Consider the following 20,064-nt stretch of genomic DNA (forward strand, 5'->3'; position numbering starts at 1 on the left):
GTCGCGAGGAGATGGCGGCCAGTCCGATCCGGAAGCGCTGAAGCATCCAGCCGGTGGACCACCGTGCGCGGTGGGGCCCGGAGGCTCGGCGCGAGACACGACGCGACGAGAGCGCTGGCAGCGAAATATTACGAGCACGCGCGGTCGCCCTCGCTCGACGGTGGCGCCGCGGTGGTGTCGTCCGGCAACCGCGGCCCGGGTGAGGCGGTCGCGGTCGACAAGAAAGAGGCAATTCAGACCGCAACGGGGTATGTGGCCAAGTACCCCGATGGCCGGTGCGAGGATGCCCAGCGGATCATCTCCGGCGCGGACGCGGCCGCGGCGGGAGGGCCTCCGCCGCCTGCCCCCGGCGCGCGTCCCGCGCCGGGATCCGCTCGCGCGCGCCCTCGTCGCGCTCGTCCTGCTGCCGGGCTCCGCCGCCCCCGCCGCGGCGGCCGAGCCGCGGGCGTTCGTGGCGAGCAGCGGCTCCGCCCCTGCGCCGAGCGCGCCGCAGCTGCCCGCCGCGGCCGCGCCCATCGAGGTGCGCGTCGCGCTGTCGCGCGGCGCGGCGGAGGAGGTCTCGAGCGTCCGCGTGCGGCGCCTGCTCGAGATCGAGCTCCCGGACGGCGCCGCGCTCGCCGCCGAGCCGGTCGGCCCGCTCGGCGACCGCGTGGCGAGCGTGTGGGTCGACCGGCCCACCGCCGCCCGCCTCGAGATCCAGGTGCGCCTCGACGGCCGCGCGGTCGTGCGGCGGCAGATCGCCGTCTCCGGCCTCACCTCGGACGTCGCCGCGCGCCTCGTCGCGATCGCCGCCTCCGAGATGATCCTCGCCGAGATGCGCCGCGCGCGCGCCCCGCGGCGGCCGCCACCGCCGCGGCGCCCCACCCCGGACGAGGTCGAGCTCGCCTCGCGCGATCTCGACGCGCTGTCCGTCACGGCCGGACCTTACGCGGCGGTCGTCTCGGGCGGGCCGCACGTGCTCGGCGGCGCCGGCCTGACGCTCGGCTTGCGGCGCCTGCGGCTCACCGAGTCGCTGTTCGCCCGCCTGCTGGCCGCCCCGTCCGGCGGCGAGACGCTGCGCTGGCTCGAGGGCGGCCTCTCGGGCGACTACCGCTTCTGGCTCGCCGCCTCGTGGCGCCTGTCGATCGGCGCCGCCGCCTCGGTCGCCTCGGTCCGGCTGCCGGCCGCCGCTTCCGTCGACGGCATCGCGGGCGAGCGCGATACCTGGTCCGCCCGCGCCGGCCTCGGGCTCGGCGTGGAGACCCGGCTGGGCGGCCCCCTGTGGCTCGGGCTCACGCTGGACCCCGGGGTGGTGCTCCGGCCGGCGCCGTACGAGGCTGAAGGCGGCGCCGCGGGCGCCGTCGAGGGGGTCTGGCTGGGGGTCGGCCTGTCGCTCGCCGCGGAGCGGCGCGCCTCGCCGCCGCGGTGAGGAGAGGGGCGCGCTGCCCCGCGGCGGTGAGCAGAGGGGCGCGGCGCCGCGGCGGCGAGAGCCGCAGGCGCGCTGCCCCGCGGCGGTGAGGAGAGATGCGCGCCTCGCCGCCGCGGCGCCGCGCCGCCCGCGGGCGCGGATCCGCGGTATCGTGCTCGTCGATGGATGACGAGATCCTCGAGCAGCTGCGCGAGCGCTATGCGTCAGGGAACCTGATCGTCTTCGCGGGCGCGGGCGTGTCGGCCGCGGCGGGCATGCCGACCTGGAAGCAGCTCGCCGAGCGGCTGCGCGACCGCGCGCGGAGGAAGGGCGCCGACCCCGCGGTGGTCGACGAGATCCAGCAGTACATCGCCTCGAACCAGCTCATCAACGCGCTCTCCGCCGCGAAGCTCGCGCTCGGGCCCCAGGACTTCAACTGGACGGTCGACAAGGAGCTCGACGACACCGGCCGCGAGGTGCCCGAGGTGGCGCAGGCGATCGCCGCGCTCAAGCCGAAGCTCAAGGCGGTGCTCACCACCAACATCGACCGCTTCCTGGAGCGCGCGTTCCAGGGCGAGTGGCGCATGGTCGACCGGCCGACGGCCGACATCGCCATGGACAGGCGCTTCATCCTGAAGCTGCACGGCACGCTGCGCGCGTGGGACACCTGGGTGTTCTCGCGCGACCAGTACGACCGGGCGATGTTCGGCTCGCCGCTCCTGCAGGACGCGTTCGGCGCCCTCTACCGCACGCACTCCATCCTGTTCGTGGGCTTCGGCCTCGCCGACGACAACATCGACCAGACGCTCGCCCGCGTGCGCGCCCTCGCGGGCGGCCAGCCGCCCATGCACTTCGCGCTGCTCCCGAAGGGCGTGCCCCCGTTCCGCCGCCGGCTGCTCGAGGAATCGGGCATCCGGCTCATCGTCTACGAGAACCAGGCCGGCGATCACGCCGAGGTCGCGCAGACCCTCCTCGGCCTGGAGCCGGCCGCCGCGCCGGCGCAGCCGCCGCCGCCGCGCGTCGCGACGCCCGCGGCGGCGCCGCAGCCGGCGTCGAGCGCGCACCCGACCGCGGTCCCGCCGGCGAACACGCACCCCGCCAAGGCGCGGCCGGTGCGCGTCTTCTTCTCCTACGCGTCGCGCGACGAGGAGCTGCTCGCGCGCCTCGAGGCGCACGTGAGCCCGCTCAAGCGCGAGGGGCTGATCGCGCCGTGGCACAGCGGGAAGATCGGCGCGGGCGAGGACCTGGAGCGCGCGATCGGCGAGCAGCTCGAGGCGGCCGATCTGATCCTGCTGCTCGTGAGCGCGAGCTACCTCGCGTCCGAGCAGGGCGACGCGCAGGTGACGCGCGCCATGGAGCGCCGCGCCGCCGGGCAGGCCGCGGTCGTGCCGATCCTGCTCCGCCCCTGCGACTGGGAGACGACGCGCTTCGCCGAGCTCCAGGCGGTGCCGCGGGACAAGAAGCCCGTGACCAAGTGGTCCGACGAGGACGAGGCGTTCCTCCAGGTGGCGCGGGAGATCCGCGCGGTGGTGACGAAGCTGCGCGCGTCGTTCCGGTGAGCCCGGGCGCCCTCGCCCGGGCGGCGGCTCGGCCGCGGAGCGCGCGTATTCCGCACTCTTCCGCCTCCTCGCCTCGTGAGGGATTGCCGCGGCACGCGCCCGGGCGAGGCGGGCCGGGCGGCCTCGCCCGCCCGAGCTCTCGGGGTTTTCTCGGGCTCTTCTGAGCCTCTGGCCTTGCCGCGCTGCGGCCCGCGGCGGGCGCGGACGCACGTCGCGACGCGCATGCCGCTTGCTTGGCCCACGGGCCTGACCACGCGAACGAGCGGAGAGGTGGCCATCGTGAGCCCATTGCACAGAGAGCGGATGGTGACGGCGCGCGAGAGCAGCCAGCCCGAGGCGCGGATCGCGGACGAGGAGCCCCCGCCGGAGTCGCGCCGGCAACCGGCCGTCTACACGGCGTGCGGCGGACCTACCGGAGAGCCCTGGCCGGAGCGCTCGCCCGTGCTCACGCCGGAGGAGGCGCGCGAGCTGTCCGAGCGCTGGAGCGCGATCCAGGCGGGCTTCATCGAGGCGCCGCGCCTGTCGGTCGAGCAGGCCGACGCGCTCCTGGCCGAGGTGATCCAGCGGGTCGCGCAGAGCTTCCGCGAGGAGCGCGGCGAGCTGCAACGCCTGCTCGACGGAGCGCCCGGGCAGCCGGAGGCGTCGACGGAGGAGCTCCGGCTCGCCCTGCGCAGGTACAGGTCGCTGCTCGGGCGCCTGCTCGCGTTCTAGCGTTCCAGCGCCCCGCGGGCGGGGCGTCCAGGGCCGCGAGGGCGTGCGACCGGGGCGTGCGCGCCGCGCGACGTCGACGAGCGGCGCCCTGTAGCGGGGGCTCATCGCTTCTGGCATGGTCGCCGCCATGCTCGTCCGCAGTGCTCTCCCCTCGGTTCGACGCGGCCCGCAGCGCGAAGCAGGCCGCCCGCGCGGCGTCGCGCTCCGTCGCCGCGCGCCGGCGCTGCTCGGCGCCGCGCTCGCGCTGCTGCTCGGGTGCTCCGGCGCCGCGCAGGCCCCCGCCGCGCGGCCGGCGCGCGTCGTGAAGACGCCGCCCGCGCAGCCGAAGGCGCCGGAGGGGCCGCCGCTCCTGCCGGCCCAGGTGGTCGCGGAGCTCGAGGACGAGGACGCGACGCCCTACTTCGCCCGGCGCGGCGACGAGGCGCTCCTGCTCTACGCGGCGGGCGGCAGGTGGAGGACCCGCGTCATCGGCGCGGACGGCGCGCCGCGGGGGGACGTCGTCGACGCCGGGCCGGCCGCCGCCGACGTGCCCGTCGCCGCGCTCCGCGCCGGGCCGCAGGGCTACATCGCCGCGTGGATCGAGCAGATCGGGGGGAGCCGCGCGGTGCGCGCGCTCGCGCTCGACCCGGCCGGCAAGCCGGTCGCCCCGGCGAGCCTCGTCGCGCAGACGGCCGAGGAGATCACGTGGCTCGACGTGCTCCCGAACGCGAAGGGGGCGCTCGTGTTGTGGGAGATGCCGCGCGAGGACCGCGTGGACGTGGTCATGACCGTCCTCTCGCAGGACAAGGGCGCCGCGATCAAGCCGACGGCGCCCGCGTCGGTCGCGCGCGAGGCGCTCGGGTGGAACGCGGTCGCCACCGAGCGCGGCGCGGCGGTCGCCCTCGTGCTCCCGCCGGCCGCGCCGCCGCCCAGGGCCCAGGGCAAGGCCGCGCGCAAGGCGGACGCGGAGGACGCCGCCGAGGCCGCGAAGCTCGGCTCCGTCTCGCTCCTGGAGATCGACGCGGCCGGGAAGGTCTCGGCGCCGGTGGCCGTCAGCCCCGAGCCGACCGCGCAGATCGATCTCGAGATCGCCGAGGTCGGCGGGCGCTACCTGCTCACCTGGACCGACGAGCGGGACATCGACAGCGCCGTGTACCTCGCGGCGGCCGAGCCGGGCGGCAAGGTGGTCGTCGCGCCGCGGCAGGCGACGCCGCCGTCCGGCGAGCAGGCGCTCGTATCGCTCGTCGCGCCGCCCGCCGGGGCAGGCGGGCGGGCGCTGCTCGCGTGGGAGGACGTCTTGCGCCCCCGCGGCGGCGACGGCGGCGCGGAGGCCGGCGGGTCGGGGCGCCTCATCCACCTCGCGTCGGTCGGACCGGACGGCGCGCTCGGCGCGGAGCGGGCGGCGCTCGTCTTCAGCGCCAGCGGGCCGCCGGACCTCACGGCCGACGGCGACGGCTTCGCCGCGGTGACGCTCGCGCCGGCGACGCTCAAGGCCGCCCGCGACGCGGCGGCCGCGCCGCCGATCTGGCCGACGTTCGTGCGCTTCGGCCCGGACCTCTCGGTGCGGGCGGCGGAGCCGGTGCGCGCCGCGCCGTTCGCGGCGACGGGCGGCGTGCCGTACCTCGTGCGCGGGCTGAGCTGCCACAAGGGCGCGTGCGCGACGCTCGCGAGCGCGGCGGCCGGGGCCGGCGCGCAGCAGGGCGGCGCGCAGCAGGGCGGCGCGCAGCAGGGCGGCGCGCAGCAGGGCGGCGCGCAGCAGGGCGGCGCGCAGCAGGGCGGCGCGGCCAAGGCGGCGGGCGCGCGGGCGCCGCTCGCGCTCGTGTCGCTGCCATTGCGGGAGAGCGCGTGGCGCGCGCCCGCGTTCCGGGAGGACCGGGATCCGCCGCCGCGCGCGACCGCGGTGCGCGCGCTCGCCGAGGGCGACCCGCTCGCCAAGGTGGCGGCCGCCGAGCTCGACGGCGGCGCGGCGCTCGCGGCGTGGGTCACGTACTTCGTGGAGGGGGCGTCCGACGGCGCGCCCCGCGGGCAGGACCTGTCGGCGACGCTGGCGGTGCGCGCCGCGTCGCCTGGCGGCCTCGGCAAGCTGAACGTCCTCTCGCAGAAGGCGTCGTCGCTCGGCGGCGTCGCCATCGCGACGGCGCCGCCCGCCCCGGCCGATCCGAAGGGCAAGGGCGGCGCGGCGCAGGCCGAGAGCGTGATCGCGTGGGTCGCGCGCGAGCGGGGCGAGACGCAGGTCTACGTGACCAAGGTCGACGCGACCGGCGCGAAGATCGCGCAGAAGAAGCTCACCACGGCGCCGCGGAAGAAGCAGGGCGGCGCCGCGAGCGAGGCGTCCGACGTGGCGATCGCCTACGACGGCGCGGGCGGCTTCATCGTCGCGTGGGTCGACACGCGCGACGGCAACGCCGAGGTGTACGCGGCGCGGGTGGACCGCGCGCTGAACCGGACGGCGCCGGACCGGCGCATCACGAGCGCGCCGCTCGACGCGGCCGAGGTGCAGATCGCGGTGCGCGGCCAGGAGGCGTGGCTCGTCTGGTCGGACGCGCGGCCGGCGGGCGACGCGGCCGCGGCCGGCGCGGCGGGCGGCGAGGCGACCGGAGACGTGTTCTTCGCGCGGCTCGACGCGAAGACGCTGCAGCGGATCGGCGACGAGACGCGGCTCCACGCGTCGCCCGAGCACTCGCGCAGCCCGGTGCTCGCGCCGCACGAGGGCGGGGTCGTCGTCGGCTGGGTCGACGAGCCTGCAGGCGACGGCGCGGCCTCCGGCGGGGGCGCTGCGGCCGGCGGGGGCGCTGCGGCCGGCGGGGGCGCTGCGGCCGGCGGGGGCGCGGCCGGCGGGGCGGGCGGGCGCGCGCGGCTCGTGCGGCTCGACAACGGCGGCGCGGTGCAGGGCCCGCCGGTGACGATCGAGGGGCCGGACGGCGCCTCGGTGTCGTCGATCGCGCTCGCGTGCGACAAGGCCTGCCGCGGCGTGCTCGCGTCGGCGCCGGGGGACTCGGTGGCGCTGAGCGCCTTCACGCTGGCGCCTGGCGAGGCGGCGGCGCCGCCCCTGAAGCCGCTGGCGTGGCTGACGGGCAGCGCGTCGCGGGACGTATCACCGGCGCTCGCGGGGCGGTCCGGCGCGTCGCTGTTCTTTGCGGACGACGCGGTGAGCGGCTCGGGGCGCGTCCGGTGGATGACGATCGCATGGCCGTGAGCGGCGCGGGTCGGGCTCGCCCGGGGCGCGCTGCGCCGGCGCGCGCGGGCGCGCTCCTCTTGGGGGCGCTGGCCTCGGCGCTCGGCTGCCCCGGGCCGCCGGAGGTGCCGGCTTCGCCGACGCGCCGGCCGGCCGGCGCGGCGGTCCTGCCGGCCTGCAAGGGCGCCGGCTGCTCGCAGGCCGGGGCGCTGCTCGAGGCGGCGCGGGCGTTCAGCGACGTGCGGCACGACTACCTGCTCGACACCTCGAGCGCGATGGTGCCGGGCCGCGGGCTGTCGCGGAGCGCGGCGGGGGTGTTCTCGCCGGTCGGCGTCGCCTGCGCCCAGCCGAAGGCGGCGGCGCCTGCGCCGGCGGTCGCGGGCGCGCCGGCGGTCGCGGGCGCGCCGGCGGTCGCGGGCGCGACCGCCTCCGCGGCGGCGCCGGGCGCGCCCGCGCCTGGCGAGGGCGAGCGCGCGATCGACTTCCGCTACGTGGGCATCGCCGTCGACTCGGTCCTCGTCGGCGCCGACGTCGACTTGCCGGCGTACTTCAGCGCCGGCGGGACGCTCGACAAGCGCCGGCTGCGGCTGGTCGCGATGGCGCTTGTCGCGGACGAGGACCCGCAGTTCTTCGACCCGACCGAGAGCGTCGTGCCGGCGCCGGGCGGCGGCTGCGCCTGCGGTCGCGCGACGCACTTCATCGGGGCGGTGAAGCGCGGCGCGATGGTCGCCTACGAGACGGACGTGACCGCCGGCGAGGCGCACGGCACGGCGATCGGCCTGTTCAAGGCCCGGATCGAGGCGGGGGACCGCCGCGTCACGATGACCTCGGTCGGGGAGCTCGCCATCGAGGGCGTCGAGGGCGCGCCGGTGGCGGGCGCGAAGGGCGGCGGGCAGGCGTTCGGCGCGCTGCGCCTCGAGGTGAAGAAGGCGGTGCCGCTGGCGTACGCGATCTACCCGGTGGCGGACGTGTGCCGTTTCTCGCTCGCCGAGCCGGAGATCACGCCGCAGCCGGTCGATCTCGGCGTGGTGCCGTACGGCGCCACCGGGACGGCGCAGGCGCTGATCACGAACCGGGCGCAGGTCGACATCCGGGTGACGCACGGCGAGCGCACGGTCGAGGTACCCGCGCACGGGAGCGCGGAGCTCACGTTCTCGTGGGCGCCGGAGGGCGCGACGGCCGGCTGCGAGCGGCAGACGCGGCGCGACACGTTCATCGTGCAGCCCAAGGACGCGGCCTCCCCGGTGGTGCCGCGCGAGCGCGCGGTCGTGGTGCCGCTCCAGGTCACGACCGGGATGCCGACCTTCTCGAAGCACGAGCCGATCGCGACCGAGACCGGGCGGTCGCCGGATTATGGGCGGGCGAGCGTCGACTGGACGTGCCCGGCCGGCTACGTGGTGGAGCAGTGCGAGCCGCAGATGTCGAGCTGCCTGTCGTCGACGGGGAGCTGCAACGCGGAAGGCTACCGGCTGACGGCCGAGGCGACCGCGGACGGGCGCGGGTGCGCGTTCCGGTGCACGGGGCCGAGCTCCTCGATCTGGGGCGACCACGGGTGCGCCTACACAGCGGCGATGGTGTGCCGGCTGGGGTGCAAGTAGGGGCGGGAAGCGAGCGGCGCTGGTTCCTCAGGTGCGCCGGGCTCGGCCGGAGGTGGTGGAGGACGTCGCGGGAAGTGCTTGGGGCTTCACCGGAGGTGGTGGAGGACGTCGCGGGAAGTGCTTGGGGCTTCACCGGAGGTGGTGGAGGACGTCGCGGGAAGTGGCTGAGGCTTCACCGGAGGTGGTGGAGGACGTCGCGGGAAGTGGCTGAGGCTTCACCGGAGGTGGTGGAGGACATCGCGGGAACTGCCCGGGGCTTCACCGGCGGTGGTGGAGGACGTCGCGGGAAGTGCCTGGGGCTTCACCGGCGGTGGTGGAGGACGTCGCGGGAAGTGCCTGGGGCTTCACCGGCGGTGGTGATGAGCATTCCGGGGGAGGCCGCGTTGCTGCGGATCGTGCTCAGGACATCAGGAGGACACGCATGTCGTTGACATCCACGTCGCGCAGATTCGGTCGCGCCACGGCCGCCATCCTCTTCATCGGGCTGGCTTCGTGCCGGCCCGGAGGCACCAAGGCGTGCACGGAAGCCGCTTGCAGCGACCACCTCGAAATCCAGTTCGAGCCCGAGCTGGCCGCGACCGGTCGCTATCATTTCCTGATCGATCTGGACGGCGTGACGCGGCGCTGCGCTGCATCCCTGCCCAGCTCCGGCCGGCAGGAGATCATGGACGAGTGCAGCGTCCGTCAGGGGAACGGCTCCCTGGCGGCCGTCACGGTCTACGGCGTGCGACCGAAGGTGGTCGCTCTCCGCGTGGTGCGTGACCAGGTGGTCCTCATCGATACCCGCGTGGCGCCGTTCTATGACGTCGAACGGCCCAATGGTCCGGATTGCCCGCCCGAGTGCTCGGTAGCTCGTGTCACGGTGGCTATCAAAGAGCCGGCTCCGGGCGTCCAGCGATGACCAGGAGCCGGGCGACGGGCGGGGCTCGCGGCCGCAGCCGCCGCCATGCTCGGCTGCGCTGAAGCCGCAGGCTCCCGCGTCGACGACGTACCCGCGTCACCTGGCGTGTCGCTGTGGCAAACTGCCTCGCTGTCGCGGCCCGCGCGGCATGGCCTGTGGCCTGCAAGTGCTATATTTCTGCCATCCATGCCCGACAAGCTCGACATCGCCCGGGCCCTCCGCGAGATGGCCATGCTCCTCCAGATCAAGGGAGAGAACCCCTACCGCGCGCGCGCCTACGAGACGGGCGCCGAGGCCCTGGAGGAGCTCACGGACGATCTCGGCGAGCTCGTCCAGGCCAAGCGCCTGACCGAGCTCCGCGGTATCGGCGCGGCGCTCGCGGGCCAGATCGCCGAGCTCTACAAGACCGGGCGCTCCGAGCAGCTCGAGAAGCTCCGCGCCGAGCTGCCCCCCGGCGTCCTCGAGCTGTCTCAGGTGCCGGGGATGAGCCTCAAGCGGATCAAGGCGCTCCACGACGCGCTCGGCATCGGCAGCGTGGAGGAGCTCAAGAGGGCCTGTCTCACCGGAAAGGTCCGCGCCGTGAAGGGCTTCGGCGCGAAGACCGAGTCGAGCCTCCTCGAGGGCATCCACCGCTACGAGACGCGCGACGAGCGCATCCTCCTCGTGGACGCGCTCGAGCTCGCCGAGCCGCTCCTCGCCCACGTGCGCGGGTGCGAGGCCACCGAGCAGGCCGACCTCGCGGGTGCGATCCGGCGCTGGGAAGAGACGGTGGCCGACGTCGACGTCGTGGCCGCGGCCGACGACGCCGCGCAGGTGGTCGACTGGTTCGCCCGCTTCCCGCGCGTCGCCGAGGTCGAGGCGCGCGACGACGCGCGGTGCACGGTGCGGTTCTCGGGCGGCCTCCGGGGCGAGCTCCTCTGCGTGCCGCCCCGGTACTACGCCGCCGCGCTCCACCACAGGACCGGAGCGCCCGCGTACCTCTCGGCGCTCGGCGCGCTCGCGCGCGAGCTCGGGCTCACCCTCGACGAGCGAGGCCTCCTCCGGGGCAACAAACGCCTCTCCGCCAAGACGGAGGAAGATCTCTACCGGCACCTCGGCCTCCCGTACATCGCGCCCGAGCTCCGCGAGGGCGCCGAGGACATCGTCGCTGCCGCCGCGCGCGACGGCCGCGACGGCGAGCTCATCGAGGAGGGTGATATCCAGGGGATGGTGCACTGCCACACGGTGTACTCCGACGGCAAGAACACGATCGAGGAGATGGCCCTGGAGGCCGAGGCGATGGGGATGAAATACCTCACCATCACCGATCACTCGCCCGCCGCCCACTACGCGGGCGGCGTCGGCCTCGACCGGCTCAAGCAGCAATGGGACGAGATCGACCGCGTGCAGGAGCGCGTGCGCGTGAAGCTCCTCCGGGGCACCGAGTCCGATATCCTGGAGTCGGGCAAGCTCGATTATCCGGACGCGATCCTCGAGCAGTTCGACGTGATCATCGCGAGCATCCACTCGCGCATGAAGATGGACGCGGACCAGATGACGCGCAGGCTGGTGAGCGCCATGAAGGAGCCGGTCTTCAAGATCTGGGGGCACGCGCTCGGCCGGCTCATCCAGCGGCGCGAGCCGTTCGCGTGCCACGTCGAGGAGGTGCTCGACGCCGTGGCCGAGTCGAGGGCCGCCGTCGAGGTGAACGGAGACCCGTATCGCCTCGACATGGAGCCCCGGTGGATCAAGGAGGCGCGCAAGCGCGGTATCCGCTTCGTGATCTCGACGGACGCCCACTCGACGAACGCGCTCCACAACCTGCGCTTCGGCGTGGGGACCGCGCGGCGCGGCGGCCTCCGCCGGGGCGAGGTGCTGAACGCGCTCGGCCCGGCCGCGTTCAAGAAGGCCGTGCGGCCCGCCGCCTGACGCGCGACACGGGCGGCTCGGGGCCGAGCGCGACCCCCATGCCGACGCCGCGGCTGACGCCCGGGACGCGCGCCGCGATCGCTGGCAGCGGTCGATCGATGAGAAGCACTCTTTCCTTTGTCGCGGGATGCGCTCCGCCGCGCGCCACGCGATGGGCGCGCCACAAAGGACAATCCATCATAGCGGACCTTTGTCCGTTTTCCCAGGCTGCGCGCGTTGACGCGCGCGTCATCGCCACCTGCGCGCCGAGCACCTCGACAGACGGTGCGCGCCGTGTGACCGTTGAGCGGTCATGACGCCGATGCCGATCCCTCCGCCCGCCGAGAACATCGTCTCTCTCATCGGCCGCACCCCGATGATCCAGGTCACTCAGCTCGACACCGGCCCGTGCGAGCTCTTTCTCAAGATGGAGAGCCAGAACCCCGGCGGCAGCATCAAGGATCGCATCGGCCTGTCGATGATCGAGGCGGCCGAGCGCGCCGGGCAGCTCGGCGGCGATCGGCGGCACCTGGTCGAGGCGACGGCGGGCAACACGGGCCTCGGCCTCGCGCTCGTGGCGGCGCGGAAGGGCTACCGGCTGACGCTCGTCATCCCCGACAAGATGAGCCAGGAGAAGGTCTTTCACCTGAAGGCGCTCGGCGCGCAGGTGGTGATGACGCGCTCCGACGTCGAGAAGGGCCACCCGAGCTACTACCAGGACCTCGCGGCCCGCATCGCGCGCGAAGAGGGCGCCTTCTACGTGAACCAGTTCGAGAACCCCGCCAACGCGCTCGCGCACGAGACCGGGACCGGCCCGGAGATCGACGCGCAGCTCGATCGCCGGATCGACGCGATGGTGTGCGGCGTCGGCTCGGGCGGCACCATGACCGGGCTCTCGCGCTACTTCGCGGCGGCGCAGCCGCGCTGCGAGATGGTGCTCGCCGACCCGGAGGGCTCGGTGCTCGCGGGCTACGTCAAGACCGGCAACCTCGGCAAGGCGGGCTCCTGGCTCGTCGAGGGCATCGGCGAGGACTTCCTCCCCCCGATCCTCGACCTCTCCCGGGTCAAGCACGCGTACACCATCTCCGACCGAGAGAGCCTGGAGACGGCCCGGCTGCTCCTCTCCAAGACGGGCATCCTCGCCGGCTCGTCGTCGGGGACGCTCCTCGCGGCGGCGCTGCGCTACTGCCGCGAGCAGTCGTCGCCCAAGCGCGTCTGCACGCTCGTGTGCGACAGCGGCAACAAGTACCTGTCGAAGATGTACAACGATTTCTGGATGGCCGATCAGGGCTTCACGGACCGCGAGCCGACAGGCGACCTGCGGGACGTGATCACGCGCCGCCACGCCGACAGGGCCGTGGTCACGGTGCAGCGGACGGACGCGCTCCTGGTCGCCTATGCGCGGATGAAGCTCTACGACGTGTCGCAGCTCCCGGTCCTGGAGGACGGCAAGATCGTCGGCCTGGTGGACGAGTCGGACCTCCTCCTCGCCGCCGTCGACGACGTGTCGCGCTTCCGGCAGCCGGTGGAGACGGCGATGACGACGCGGCTCCGGACGGTGGACGTGCGGACGCCGATTCGGGATCTCCTCCCGATGTTCGACGCGGGGCTCGTGCCGATCGTGACCGACGGCGACGAGTTCGTCGGGCTCGTCACCCGCATCGATCTGCTCAACCACCTGCGACGCCGGGTGAAGCTGCACGAGGTCTGAGCCGGCCGAGGGCGCGCCGGTGCGCCTTGTGGCGGGCGCTGGCTCGTGGTGACATGTGCGCCATGCACAAGGCGCACGGAACGGGCGTGGTCGGCTTCCTTCAAGCGGGTGCCAGGGGGGCGGCGGCGTACGCGCTGGGCCCCGCGGCGCTCGCCCTCTCGGCGTGCGCGTCGGCCGCGGGGTCGCCGCCCGCCGCGGCGCCGCCGCCCGCGGCGCACGCGGGCGGGGAGGCGCCGTCGTCCGCGGCGCAGGCCGCGCCCGCGGCGCTCGACATCGCCACGGCGCGGGTGGTCGACCTGACGCACCCGATCACGCCGCAGATGCCGCTGTTCCCCGGCAACAAGCCCTATGCGTCGGAGACGCTCAGCACCGTCGAGAAGGATGCGTATTACTCCAGCCGGTTCTCGATGGACGAGCACGCGGGCACGCACGTGGACGCGCCGGCGCACTTCAAGTCCGGGGCGCCGACCGTCGAGCAGATCGCGCCGGAGCAGCTCGTGGGGCCGGCGGCGGTCGTGGACGTGACGGCGAAGGTCGCGGCGAGCCCCGACCATCAGGTCACCGTGGACGATCTCCGCGGCTGGGAGGCGCGGCACGGGGCGCTCGGCGCGAAGCACATCGTGCTGATCCGGACCGGGTGGGGGGCGCGCTGGTCCGATCCGGTGAAGTACCTGAACCAGGACACGAAGGGCGTGATGCACTTTCCCGGGGTCTCCGTGGAGGCGAGCCGTTATCTGCGCGAGCGCGGCGTGCGGTGCGTGGGTATCGACACGCTGTCGACCGATCCGGGGCCGAGCCAGACGTTCGAGCAGCACAAGGCGTTCCTCGGCGCGGGCGGCTACCACATCGAGAACCTCGCCAACCTGGAGCAGCTCCCCGAGGCCGGGGCGGTCGTGGTGGTCGCGCCGCTCCCGCTCGCGCGCGGCAGCGGGGCGCCGGCCCGGGTGCTGGCGCTGGTGCCGCCGGGGTCCGGGGGCCAGGGGAAGTAGGGTGTCGACGGCCCGAGCCGCCTGCCGTCGGGGGGGCCTCGAGGCACTCTAAGGAAGGAAGACGGTGATCACCCGCGTGGTCGCGTCCGGGCTGCCGGTGAGGTTGTTGACGCAGCTCGGGTAGTACATCCCGCGCACGTTGAGCGGCAGGCAGTAGCTGTCGCACGATCCGAGGATCCGGATCGTCCCGCATTCCTGGACGGCTCCGCTGGCGTCGAGGTGACCGGCAGCGCACTCTCGGGCCAGCGACCGCGCGTGGCCACGGTTGGCCGCGTTGTAGCAAGCATTCAGATAAGGAGAGGGGGCGAAGAGATTGCCCCAGAACGCGCCTTCCATTCGCGTGTAGATCGTGAGCTCGGGGGAGTCGGTCTTGTCGATGGCCGGGTGGCTGGCCCGCGAGGAGATCGTCACGGAGACGCCGTACCAGTTCGTCCGCGACGCGAGGCACGCCGAGATCCACTGCTGGTCGATCTGGCCGAGCGGCTTGTCGACCCAGCTCGGCACGAGGCCGATGAGCCCCCAGTACACCTCATGACGAACCGTGCCCGCGCCGTCGGTCCACGAGAAGCGGAACGACTGCGCGGGGGTGAGCGCACAGCCGACCACATAGCTGAGGAGCTGGCGCGACAGGTCGCCCGCCGCGCCCGGATCCTGGATCGCGCTCAGGGCCGCTGGGCTGAGGGCGCTGGGGCTCAGGGCGCCGAGGCTCAACGCGTTGGGGCTGAGCGCGTTCGGATTGAGCGCGTTCGGATTGAGCGCGTTGGGGTTGAGCGCATTGAGGTACTCAAGCTCATTAGGGGCAACTCCTACGAGCCCCTCCTCCTCTTCCTGGTCCGTGACGCAGGACACGAGAAACACGAGCGCCAGCGCTGCGAAATCAGCGGTGCTGATCCGGTACATAGTCGTCCCCCCCCCCCGGGTTCGTCCCTTCGCGGTCTCGTCGAAGGTCGCATTCTTTCTACCGGTGAATAGCCATCGATGTCCAGTGCTCAATAGAGCATCTGTGTAAAATTATTGAATCGATGATCGCGAGTCTGCTCTGTCCGGAGCGTGGAGGGCGAGCGCGAGGCTGTGTGTCGGGCCGAGCGCCGCCGCTCATCGCGCTTCGCCTCCGCTCGAGGGAAGCGAGCAAAGGGCGATTGATGATCGAAATCTCACAATCGATGAAGGCCTGACAGAACGAGGGCGAGAGGCCTGTGTGCCGCTGACATGCGCTGTGCGGCGGCGTGCGCGCTCATGACCGGTCGGCAGCGGCACGCGATAGCAAGGTTCCGACGGAAGGGCGGAGAGGGGAGATGCGGCGCAGGGAGCGGTCGCGAGGACGCGCGCCGGGCGCCTCGAGTCGAGCTCACCTCGTGCGGCTCGTGGGCGCAGCGAGCGCGACGGGGCGTCGGCGCGCTCGTTGCTCGGCGGCCGCCGAGCCATGTCGACGAGCACCGAAGGGACCCAGGGATACGACGTGATCATCGTCGGCGGAGGGCCGGCCGGCCTCAGCGCGGCGCTCATCCTGGGCCGGTGCCGGAGGCGCGTCCTCGTGTGCGACTCGGGGCGGTACCGAAACGACGCGGCGCTCGCGATGCACGGCTTCCTGTCGCGCGACGGCATCGCGCCGTCCGAGCTCAGGCGGCTGGGGCGCGAGCAGCTCGCGCCCTACGGCGTCGAGATCCGGGACGTGGCCGTCGCCGACGTCCGCCGCGACGCCAAGCGGTTCGAGGTGACGCTGGAGGGCGGCGAGCGCCTGCGCTGCCGCAAGCTGCTGCTCGCCACGGGGCTCGTCGACCGGCTGCCGGATCTCCCGGGCCTTCCCGCCATGTACGGAACGAGCGTGCACCACTGCCCCTACTGCGACGGCTGGGAAGCGCGCGATCAGCCGATAGGCGTCTACGGACAGGGCTGTACGGGGGTCGCGCTGGCCTTGAACATGAAGACGTGGAGCGATGATGTGATCCTGTTCACGGACGGTCCAGCGTCGCTGTCCAGGTCCGACGCGGCGCGGCTCGCGCGGCACGGGATCGGCGTGCGCGAGGAGCGGATCGCCCGGCTCGAGGGCCGGGACGGGAGGCTCGAGCGCATCGTGCTCGAGGACGGCAGGGCCGTGGAGCGGCGCTCCCTCTTCCTGAAGACGAAGCAGGAGCAGGGGTCGGAGCTGGCCAGGAAGCTCCGCTGCAAGGTGACCGAGGAGCGCGGCGTGGAGACGGCGGCCAAGCACGAGGAGACGACCTGCGAAGGCGTCTTCGTCGCCGGGGACGCGTCGAAGGACGTGCTGCTCGCCATCATGGCCGCCGCCGAGGGCGCCGACGCGGCGTTCGGGGTCAACTGCGCCCTGCAGGAGGAGGATCTCCTCTGATCGGCAGCCCTCAATCGCCGCGGCCGCCCGGGCCGCGGCCGCGGCCGGGGTGCCCCGGCCCGTGCGGCGGCGGGCCGGGACGCCGCCGCCGCTCCGCCTCGAACTCCTCGTAGCGCGTGAGCTGATCGGGCGTGAGCACGCTCTTCACGCGGGCGTCGGTGCGGTCGCGGAGGGCGTCGAGCCCGGGGCGGCACTCGGAGAGGAGCCGGTCCCGCTCGGCCTCGGCGTCGGCCAGGGTGGCGCGGAGCTCGCGCACCTGGCGGTCCGTGAGGTCGAGGTGGCGGCGCATCGCCCGGAGGCGGAACTGGGCGCGCGCCTCGGCCGGAGGACCCCGGAACGTGGCCTCGAGGTCGCGCAGGGCCATGCTGCGGCCGAGCGCCGCGCCGGCGACGCCGCCGAAGAGGAAGACGGCGGCGAGCACGGCCAGGGGCTTCCAGCGCGCAGGGGCGGCGGGCCGAGGCGCGGGGGGCGGGGGCGCGGGAGCGGAGGAGGACGGCGTCATTCGATCGCCTCGATGGCCTCCACGGAGGCCATGATCGCGCTGTCGACGTCGCGCTGCGTCTGCAGGAAGAAGAGGACGCTCGCGGCCGCCGCGAGGGCGGTGACGACGATGGCGGCGCGACCGGAGCGGACGATGCCGTCGGCCATCGCGGGCCGCGCGGGCCGCGGCGCGGACGTCGCGGCGCGGACGACGGCCTCGGTGAAGGCGGCGTCCGGCGCGAGATCGGCGGTCGCGGCCGCGATGCGGGCCAGCGGGTCGTCGGCCGCCGCGGCGGCGCGCAGCACGGCCTCGGTGAAGCGGTCGTCGGCGTCGAGGCGAGCGGTCGCGGCCGCGAGGCGCGCGAGCTCCCGATCGAGCTCGGTCCGGTCGTCGTCGCGGTCAGGCATGCGGCGCCTCCTCCTCGGTCCGTCGCGCGCGGAGCGCCGCGCGGGCGCGCACCAAACGTTGCTCGACGGCGCCCTCGGAGCAACCGAGCGCGGCCGCCGCCTCCTTCGCGGGCAGCCCCTCGACGGCGACGAGGACGAGCGCGGCGCGCTCCTGCGGCGGCAGCGCGGCGAGCAGGGCGTCGAGCTCGCGCAGCGCGACGCGCGCCTCGGCGGACACGAGGCCGTCGAAGCGCGGCTCGGCCTGCGCCCCGCGCGCCTCGCGCGGGGCGTCGCGGCGGCGCCGGAGGGCGTCGATGCAGGCGTTCGTCACGATGCGGTACAGCCAGGTCTCCACCTTCGATCTCCCGTCGTAGCGCCCTTCGCGCAGGGCGCGGTAGGCGTCGACGAACGCCTCCTGCAAGGCGTCCTCGGCCTCGGCGAGGTCGCCGACGAGGCGCGCGGCGAGGCGGTACATCGGCGCGCGCGTGTGCTCGACGATCTGCCGGAAGGCCGCGTCGTCGCCCCCGGCGACGCGCGCTGCGACGAGCCTCAGGTCGACGATCACGTGCCCCCGCGATTCTGCGCCCATCGCTCCGCGCGCGCCATCGGGACCGGCGCTCAGCGGCGCTCGAGGTCGCGTTCCCCGCCGCGCTCGCCGCGGAACGGGCCGCGCTCGGGCCTGCCCGCGGCCGGCCCCTGCTCGAGGCGGTCGGCGAGCGCGTTGCGCTGCGCCTCGTCGAGGACCGGGACGATCGCGGCCAGCGCGTCGATCATGCGGTCGAGGTGACCCCGCGGGCCCACCTTCGCGTCGGCGGCCGGCAGGAGCGCGCTCGCGTCGAAGCGATCGGCGGCGAACGCCTCGAGCCGCGCGCGCATCTCGGCGCGCTTCGCCTCGTGCTTCGCCTCGTGATCCGCGGGCCGCGCGCTCCTGTCGGCGTCGCTCGGCCGCATGCCCTCGAGGGCCTTCTCGATCTGCGCGCGCTGATCGTCGCGCAGGTCGAGCCCGTGGAGGAGGTGGCCCAGCGGCCCGCCCTTCATGCCCGGCCCGCCCTTCATGCCCGGCCCGCCCTTCATGCCCGGCCCGCCCATCCCGCCGCGCTCGCCGTCCGGGCCGCGGTGGTGCCGGCCGTCCCGCTCGCCGCGCGGGCCCATCGCGCCGCGCTCGTCCATCTTCGCGGCGATCGCGTCGACGAGCTGCCGGCGCTGCTCCTGGGTGAGCGTGGCGTGCAGCGTGCTCAGCGCCCCGGCGACGCGCGCGCGGCGCTCCTCGTCCGCGCGGCCGGCGTCGGGCAGCTTCGCCGCGATCGCCGCCCGATCGATCTTGCCCGCGCGCACGCCCTCGGCGAGCGCCGCGAAGGCGACCCCGTGCTTCGGGCGCGCCGGCGCGCCGTCGCGCAGGCCCTCGAGGGCGCCCTCGATCGTCGCCTGCTGCGCGTCGGACAGGTCGAGCTCGTGGAGCGCGGCGCGCAGGAGGTGCTCCGGGCCGCCGCGGTGCCCGCCGAAGCCCTTCCGATGGCCGGCGACCTCATCGTGGCGGCCGCCCCTCGACGGCCCCTGGGCGAGCGCCGCCGCGGCGGCCTCCTCGCTCGGCGACGTGTCGCTCTGGCCGGTCTCCGCGGTGCAACCGGACGCACCGACGAGCGCGCCGACGAGCGGCAAGATCCCACCAAGCCTCCACCAACGAGACTGCATCATGGACTCTTCTCCTGGGTCGCCCGCATCGTGCCGAGCGGGTCGTTCGTCCCTGGGACGCCGCCGGGCAGGGGCTCCCTACGGAGGTCCGCTTTTTTTGGAGGCGAGCCCGGCAGCCAGCCCGGCGCCCGCCGACGCGGGCCCGCGCGGCCTGGCCTCACCGCACGCTGGCGATCAGGTAGATGCGCGTCCCTTGCGGCGTGGAGACCTCGGCCTCGTCGCCCTCCGACAGGCCCAGCAGGGACGCGCCGAGCGGGCTCGTCGTGGCGAGGGTCTGCACCTCGACCCCCTCGAACTGCATGCGCTCACCGCCGCCGGCCGGCAGCAGGAAATAGAGCGCGCGCCGCTTCCCGCTCTCCAGCTCGACGAGCGCCGAGCTCTCGATGCGGGCGCCGGGGCCGAAGTCGCGCACCGCGCAGGCGCCGAGCTTCGCGAGCGCCTGCTCGAGCTGATGCACGCGCTCGCTGTGGCCCCGCGCCACGTACGACGCCTCGGTGGCGCGCATGTCCTTGTCGCCCTCGGCGCGGTTCTCCTCGTGGGTCGCCGCGCTCGCGGCGTCGCGCGCCCGCTCGGTCGAGCGCTCGAGCTCGCGGGCGAGCTGGTCCTTGAGGGCCGCGAGCAACGCGCGCTTGTCGATGGCCGGAGGCATGGACGGCCGACACCCTACCAGACCGGATCGCGGCGGTCACTCCGCTGTCAGCCAGGAGCGCTGCTCGAGACGGCGGCGGGCTGGCGCGCTCGGGAGGCGGGGCCGATCGCCGCGGCCAGCGAGGCGAGCGCGACGAGCTCGTTGCGGCTCATCTGCTTGGCCATCCGCCTCCCCATGAGGCGCATCGAGACGATGAGGATCAGGTAGATGACGACGACGCGCAGCAGGAGCTCGATCGCGAAGCTCCACGGCGTCTGGCCGCGCAGCATCCGCTCGAGATCGAAGATGCGGATCTCTTCAGGCTTCATCGCGCTTGCTCCGCCGCGTCTCACCCCAGAGCGCACCTGAGGCGGATTGCCTCAGCGACGATCGAGGAGCGGCTCGGCGCCCTCGTCGCCCGGCGGCTGCCCGCGAAGCGGCCCGCGGGGCGCGCCGGGTTGCCCTCGGGTGAGCGCGATGTCCCCGGTGTCGGTGATCGACCCGGCGAGCGGGAGATCGATGCCGAGGTGAGCGTAGAAGTGACGCCCGCGCACGGTGTTCCCACCGCGCTCGCGCCGGGCGAGCACATCGACCTTCGGGCCGACCTTCCCGGAGGAGCCGCGCTCGACGGCC

18 protein-coding genes are annotated in these 20,064 nt (G+C 74.6%); 10 read left to right on the plus strand and 8 right to left on the minus strand.

Annotation, left to right across the window (positions count from 1 at the left end):
• Positions 1-283: 283 nt before the first annotated feature.
• The 9 genes from WME83_RS49850 (at position 284) to WME83_RS49890 (ending at position 13,897) form a co-directional block, all read left to right on the plus strand.
• Entirely contained in the window at positions 284-1,408 is a 1,125-nt protein-coding gene (locus WME83_RS49850) for a hypothetical protein (protein ID WP_437316751.1), read from the plus strand.
• A gap of 161 nt (positions 1,409-1,569) precedes the next feature.
• The gene (locus WME83_RS49855) at positions 1,570-2,946 is read left to right on the plus strand and encodes an SIR2 family protein (protein ID WP_437316752.1); all 1,377 of its coding nucleotides are present in this window, start codon (positions 1,570-1,572) and stop codon (positions 2,944-2,946) included.
• A 279-nt stretch (positions 2,947-3,225) separates the two neighbouring features.
• The gene (locus WME83_RS49860; RefSeq protein WP_437316753.1) at positions 3,226-3,657 is read left to right on the plus strand and encodes a hypothetical protein; all 432 of its coding nucleotides are present in this window, start codon (positions 3,226-3,228) and stop codon (positions 3,655-3,657) included.
• Positions 3,658-3,772: 115 nt separating this feature from the next.
• Positions 3,773-6,832 carry a hypothetical protein gene (locus WME83_RS49865; protein WP_437316754.1) on the plus strand — a complete coding sequence of 1,020 codons (3,060 nt, stop codon included), beginning with the start codon at positions 3,773-3,775 and terminating at the stop codon, positions 6,830-6,832.
• Entirely contained in the window at positions 6,808-8,409 is a 1,602-nt protein-coding gene (locus WME83_RS49870) for a hypothetical protein (RefSeq protein ID WP_437316755.1), read from the plus strand. Before WME83_RS49865 ends, WME83_RS49870 begins: the two co-directional genes overlap by 25 nt.
• Positions 8,410-8,830: 421 nt before the next feature.
• Positions 8,831-9,310: a hypothetical protein gene (locus WME83_RS49875; protein ID WP_437316756.1), complete on the plus strand. Its 480-nt coding sequence runs from the start codon at positions 8,831-8,833 to the stop codon at positions 9,308-9,310.
• Positions 9,311-9,496: 186 nt separating this feature from the next.
• Positions 9,497-11,218 carry a helix-hairpin-helix domain-containing protein gene (locus WME83_RS49880; protein WP_437316757.1) on the plus strand — a complete coding sequence of 574 codons (1,722 nt, stop codon included), beginning with the start codon at positions 9,497-9,499 and terminating at the stop codon, positions 11,216-11,218.
• A gap of 292 nt (positions 11,219-11,510) precedes the next feature.
• Positions 11,511-12,908, plus strand: a complete 1,398-nt coding sequence (locus tag WME83_RS49885; RefSeq protein ID WP_437316758.1) for a pyridoxal-phosphate dependent enzyme — start codon at positions 11,511-11,513, stop codon at positions 12,906-12,908.
• 62 nt (positions 12,909-12,970) lie between these two features.
• Positions 12,971-13,897, plus strand: a complete 927-nt coding sequence (locus WME83_RS49890; protein ID WP_437316759.1) for a cyclase family protein — start codon at positions 12,971-12,973, stop codon at positions 13,895-13,897.
• Positions 13,898-13,945: 48 nt separating this feature from the next.
• On the opposite strand, the gene WME83_RS49895 is transcribed toward WME83_RS49890, so the two are convergent.
• Positions 13,946-14,797 (minus strand): hypothetical protein, encoded by an 852-nt coding sequence (locus WME83_RS49895; protein ID WP_437316760.1) that lies wholly within the window; start codon positions 14,795-14,797, stop codon positions 13,946-13,948.
• Between the two features lie 523 nt (positions 14,798-15,320).
• Between WME83_RS49895 and WME83_RS49900 the strand changes: the two genes are divergently transcribed.
• The gene (locus WME83_RS49900; RefSeq protein ID WP_437316761.1) at positions 15,321-16,244 is read left to right on the plus strand and encodes an NAD(P)/FAD-dependent oxidoreductase; all 924 of its coding nucleotides are present in this window, start codon (positions 15,321-15,323) and stop codon (positions 16,242-16,244) included.
• A gap of 10 nt (positions 16,245-16,254) precedes the next feature.
• Here the strand turns inward: WME83_RS49900 and WME83_RS49905 are convergent, their stop codons facing one another.
• The 7 genes from WME83_RS49905 to WME83_RS49935 form a co-directional block, all read right to left on the minus strand.
• Complete coding sequence (locus WME83_RS49905) at positions 16,255-16,746, minus strand: hypothetical protein (RefSeq protein WP_437316762.1); 492 nt, start codon at positions 16,744-16,746, stop codon at positions 16,255-16,257.
• On the minus strand, positions 16,743-17,132 hold the full coding sequence (locus WME83_RS49910) for a hypothetical protein (RefSeq protein WP_437316763.1): 390 nt from the start codon (positions 17,130-17,132) through the stop codon (positions 16,743-16,745). The genes WME83_RS49905 and WME83_RS49910 overlap by 4 nt, the downstream gene beginning before the upstream one ends.
• Positions 17,125-17,700: an RNA polymerase sigma factor gene (locus WME83_RS49915; protein ID WP_437316764.1), complete on the minus strand. Its 576-nt coding sequence runs from the start codon at positions 17,698-17,700 to the stop codon at positions 17,125-17,127. The genes WME83_RS49910 and WME83_RS49915 overlap by 8 nt, the downstream gene beginning before the upstream one ends.
• Positions 17,701-17,729: 29 nt before the next feature.
• Positions 17,730-18,806, minus strand: coding sequence for a Spy/CpxP family protein refolding chaperone (locus WME83_RS49920; RefSeq protein WP_437316765.1), 1,077 nt, complete (start codon positions 18,804-18,806; stop codon positions 17,730-17,732).
• 154 nt (positions 18,807-18,960) lie between these two features.
• Positions 18,961-19,452: a GreA/GreB family elongation factor gene (locus WME83_RS49925; RefSeq protein ID WP_437316766.1), complete on the minus strand. Its 492-nt coding sequence runs from the start codon at positions 19,450-19,452 to the stop codon at positions 18,961-18,963.
• 47 nt (positions 19,453-19,499) lie between these two features.
• On the minus strand, positions 19,500-19,760 hold the full coding sequence (locus WME83_RS49930; protein WP_437316767.1) for a hypothetical protein: 261 nt from the start codon (positions 19,758-19,760) through the stop codon (positions 19,500-19,502).
• A 51-nt stretch (positions 19,761-19,811) separates the two neighbouring features.
• Positions 19,812-19,985, minus strand: a complete 174-nt coding sequence (locus WME83_RS49935) for a hypothetical protein (protein WP_437316768.1) — start codon at positions 19,983-19,985, stop codon at positions 19,812-19,814.
• Positions 19,986-20,064 lie beyond the last annotated feature (79 nt).

The sequence above is a fragment of the Sorangium sp. So ce385 genome (genome assembly GCF_051474135.1).
Lineage (GTDB): Bacteria > Myxococcota_A > Polyangia > Polyangiales > Polyangiaceae > Sorangium > Sorangium cellulosum_D.

What these genes read in the sequence shown, in the direction of transcription:
- WME83_RS49930 (WP_437316767.1), bottom strand. Translation starts at nt 19,760, where the DNA reads ATGAAGCCTGAAGAGATCCGCATCTTCGATCTCGAGCGGATGCTGCGC.
- WME83_RS49875 (WP_437316756.1), top strand. Translation starts at nt 8,831, where the DNA reads ATGTCGTTGACATCCACGTCGCGCAGATTCGGTCGCGCCACGGCCGCC.
- WME83_RS49910 (WP_437316763.1), bottom strand. Translation starts at nt 17,132, where the DNA reads ATGCCTGACCGCGACGACGACCGGACCGAGCTCGATCGGGAGCTCGCG.
- WME83_RS49850 (WP_437316751.1), top strand. Translation starts at nt 284, where the DNA reads ATGCCCAGCGGATCATCTCCGGCGCGGACGCGGCCGCGGCGGGAGGGC.
- WME83_RS49855 (WP_437316752.1), top strand. Translation starts at nt 1,570, where the DNA reads ATGGATGACGAGATCCTCGAGCAGCTGCGCGAGCGCTATGCGTCAGGG.
- WME83_RS49880 (WP_437316757.1), top strand. Translation starts at nt 9,497, where the DNA reads ATGCCCGACAAGCTCGACATCGCCCGGGCCCTCCGCGAGATGGCCATG.
- WME83_RS49905 (WP_437316762.1), bottom strand. Translation starts at nt 16,746, where the DNA reads ATGACGCCGTCCTCCTCCGCTCCCGCGCCCCCGCCCCCCGCGCCTCGG.
- WME83_RS49925 (WP_437316766.1), bottom strand. Translation starts at nt 19,452, where the DNA reads ATGCCTCCGGCCATCGACAAGCGCGCGTTGCTCGCGGCCCTCAAGGAC.
- WME83_RS49900 (WP_437316761.1), top strand. Translation starts at nt 15,321, where the DNA reads ATGTCGACGAGCACCGAAGGGACCCAGGGATACGACGTGATCATCGTC.
- WME83_RS49890 (WP_437316759.1), top strand. Translation starts at nt 12,971, where the DNA reads ATGCACAAGGCGCACGGAACGGGCGTGGTCGGCTTCCTTCAAGCGGGT.
- WME83_RS49865 (WP_437316754.1), top strand. Translation starts at nt 3,773, where the DNA reads ATGGTCGCCGCCATGCTCGTCCGCAGTGCTCTCCCCTCGGTTCGACGC.
- WME83_RS49895 (WP_437316760.1), bottom strand. Translation starts at nt 14,797, where the DNA reads ATGTACCGGATCAGCACCGCTGATTTCGCAGCGCTGGCGCTCGTGTTT.
- WME83_RS49920 (WP_437316765.1), bottom strand. Translation starts at nt 18,806, where the DNA reads ATGATGCAGTCTCGTTGGTGGAGGCTTGGTGGGATCTTGCCGCTCGTC.
- WME83_RS49915 (WP_437316764.1), bottom strand. Translation starts at nt 17,700, where the DNA reads ATGGGCGCAGAATCGCGGGGGCACGTGATCGTCGACCTGAGGCTCGTC.
- WME83_RS49885 (WP_437316758.1), top strand. Translation starts at nt 11,511, where the DNA reads ATGACGCCGATGCCGATCCCTCCGCCCGCCGAGAACATCGTCTCTCTC.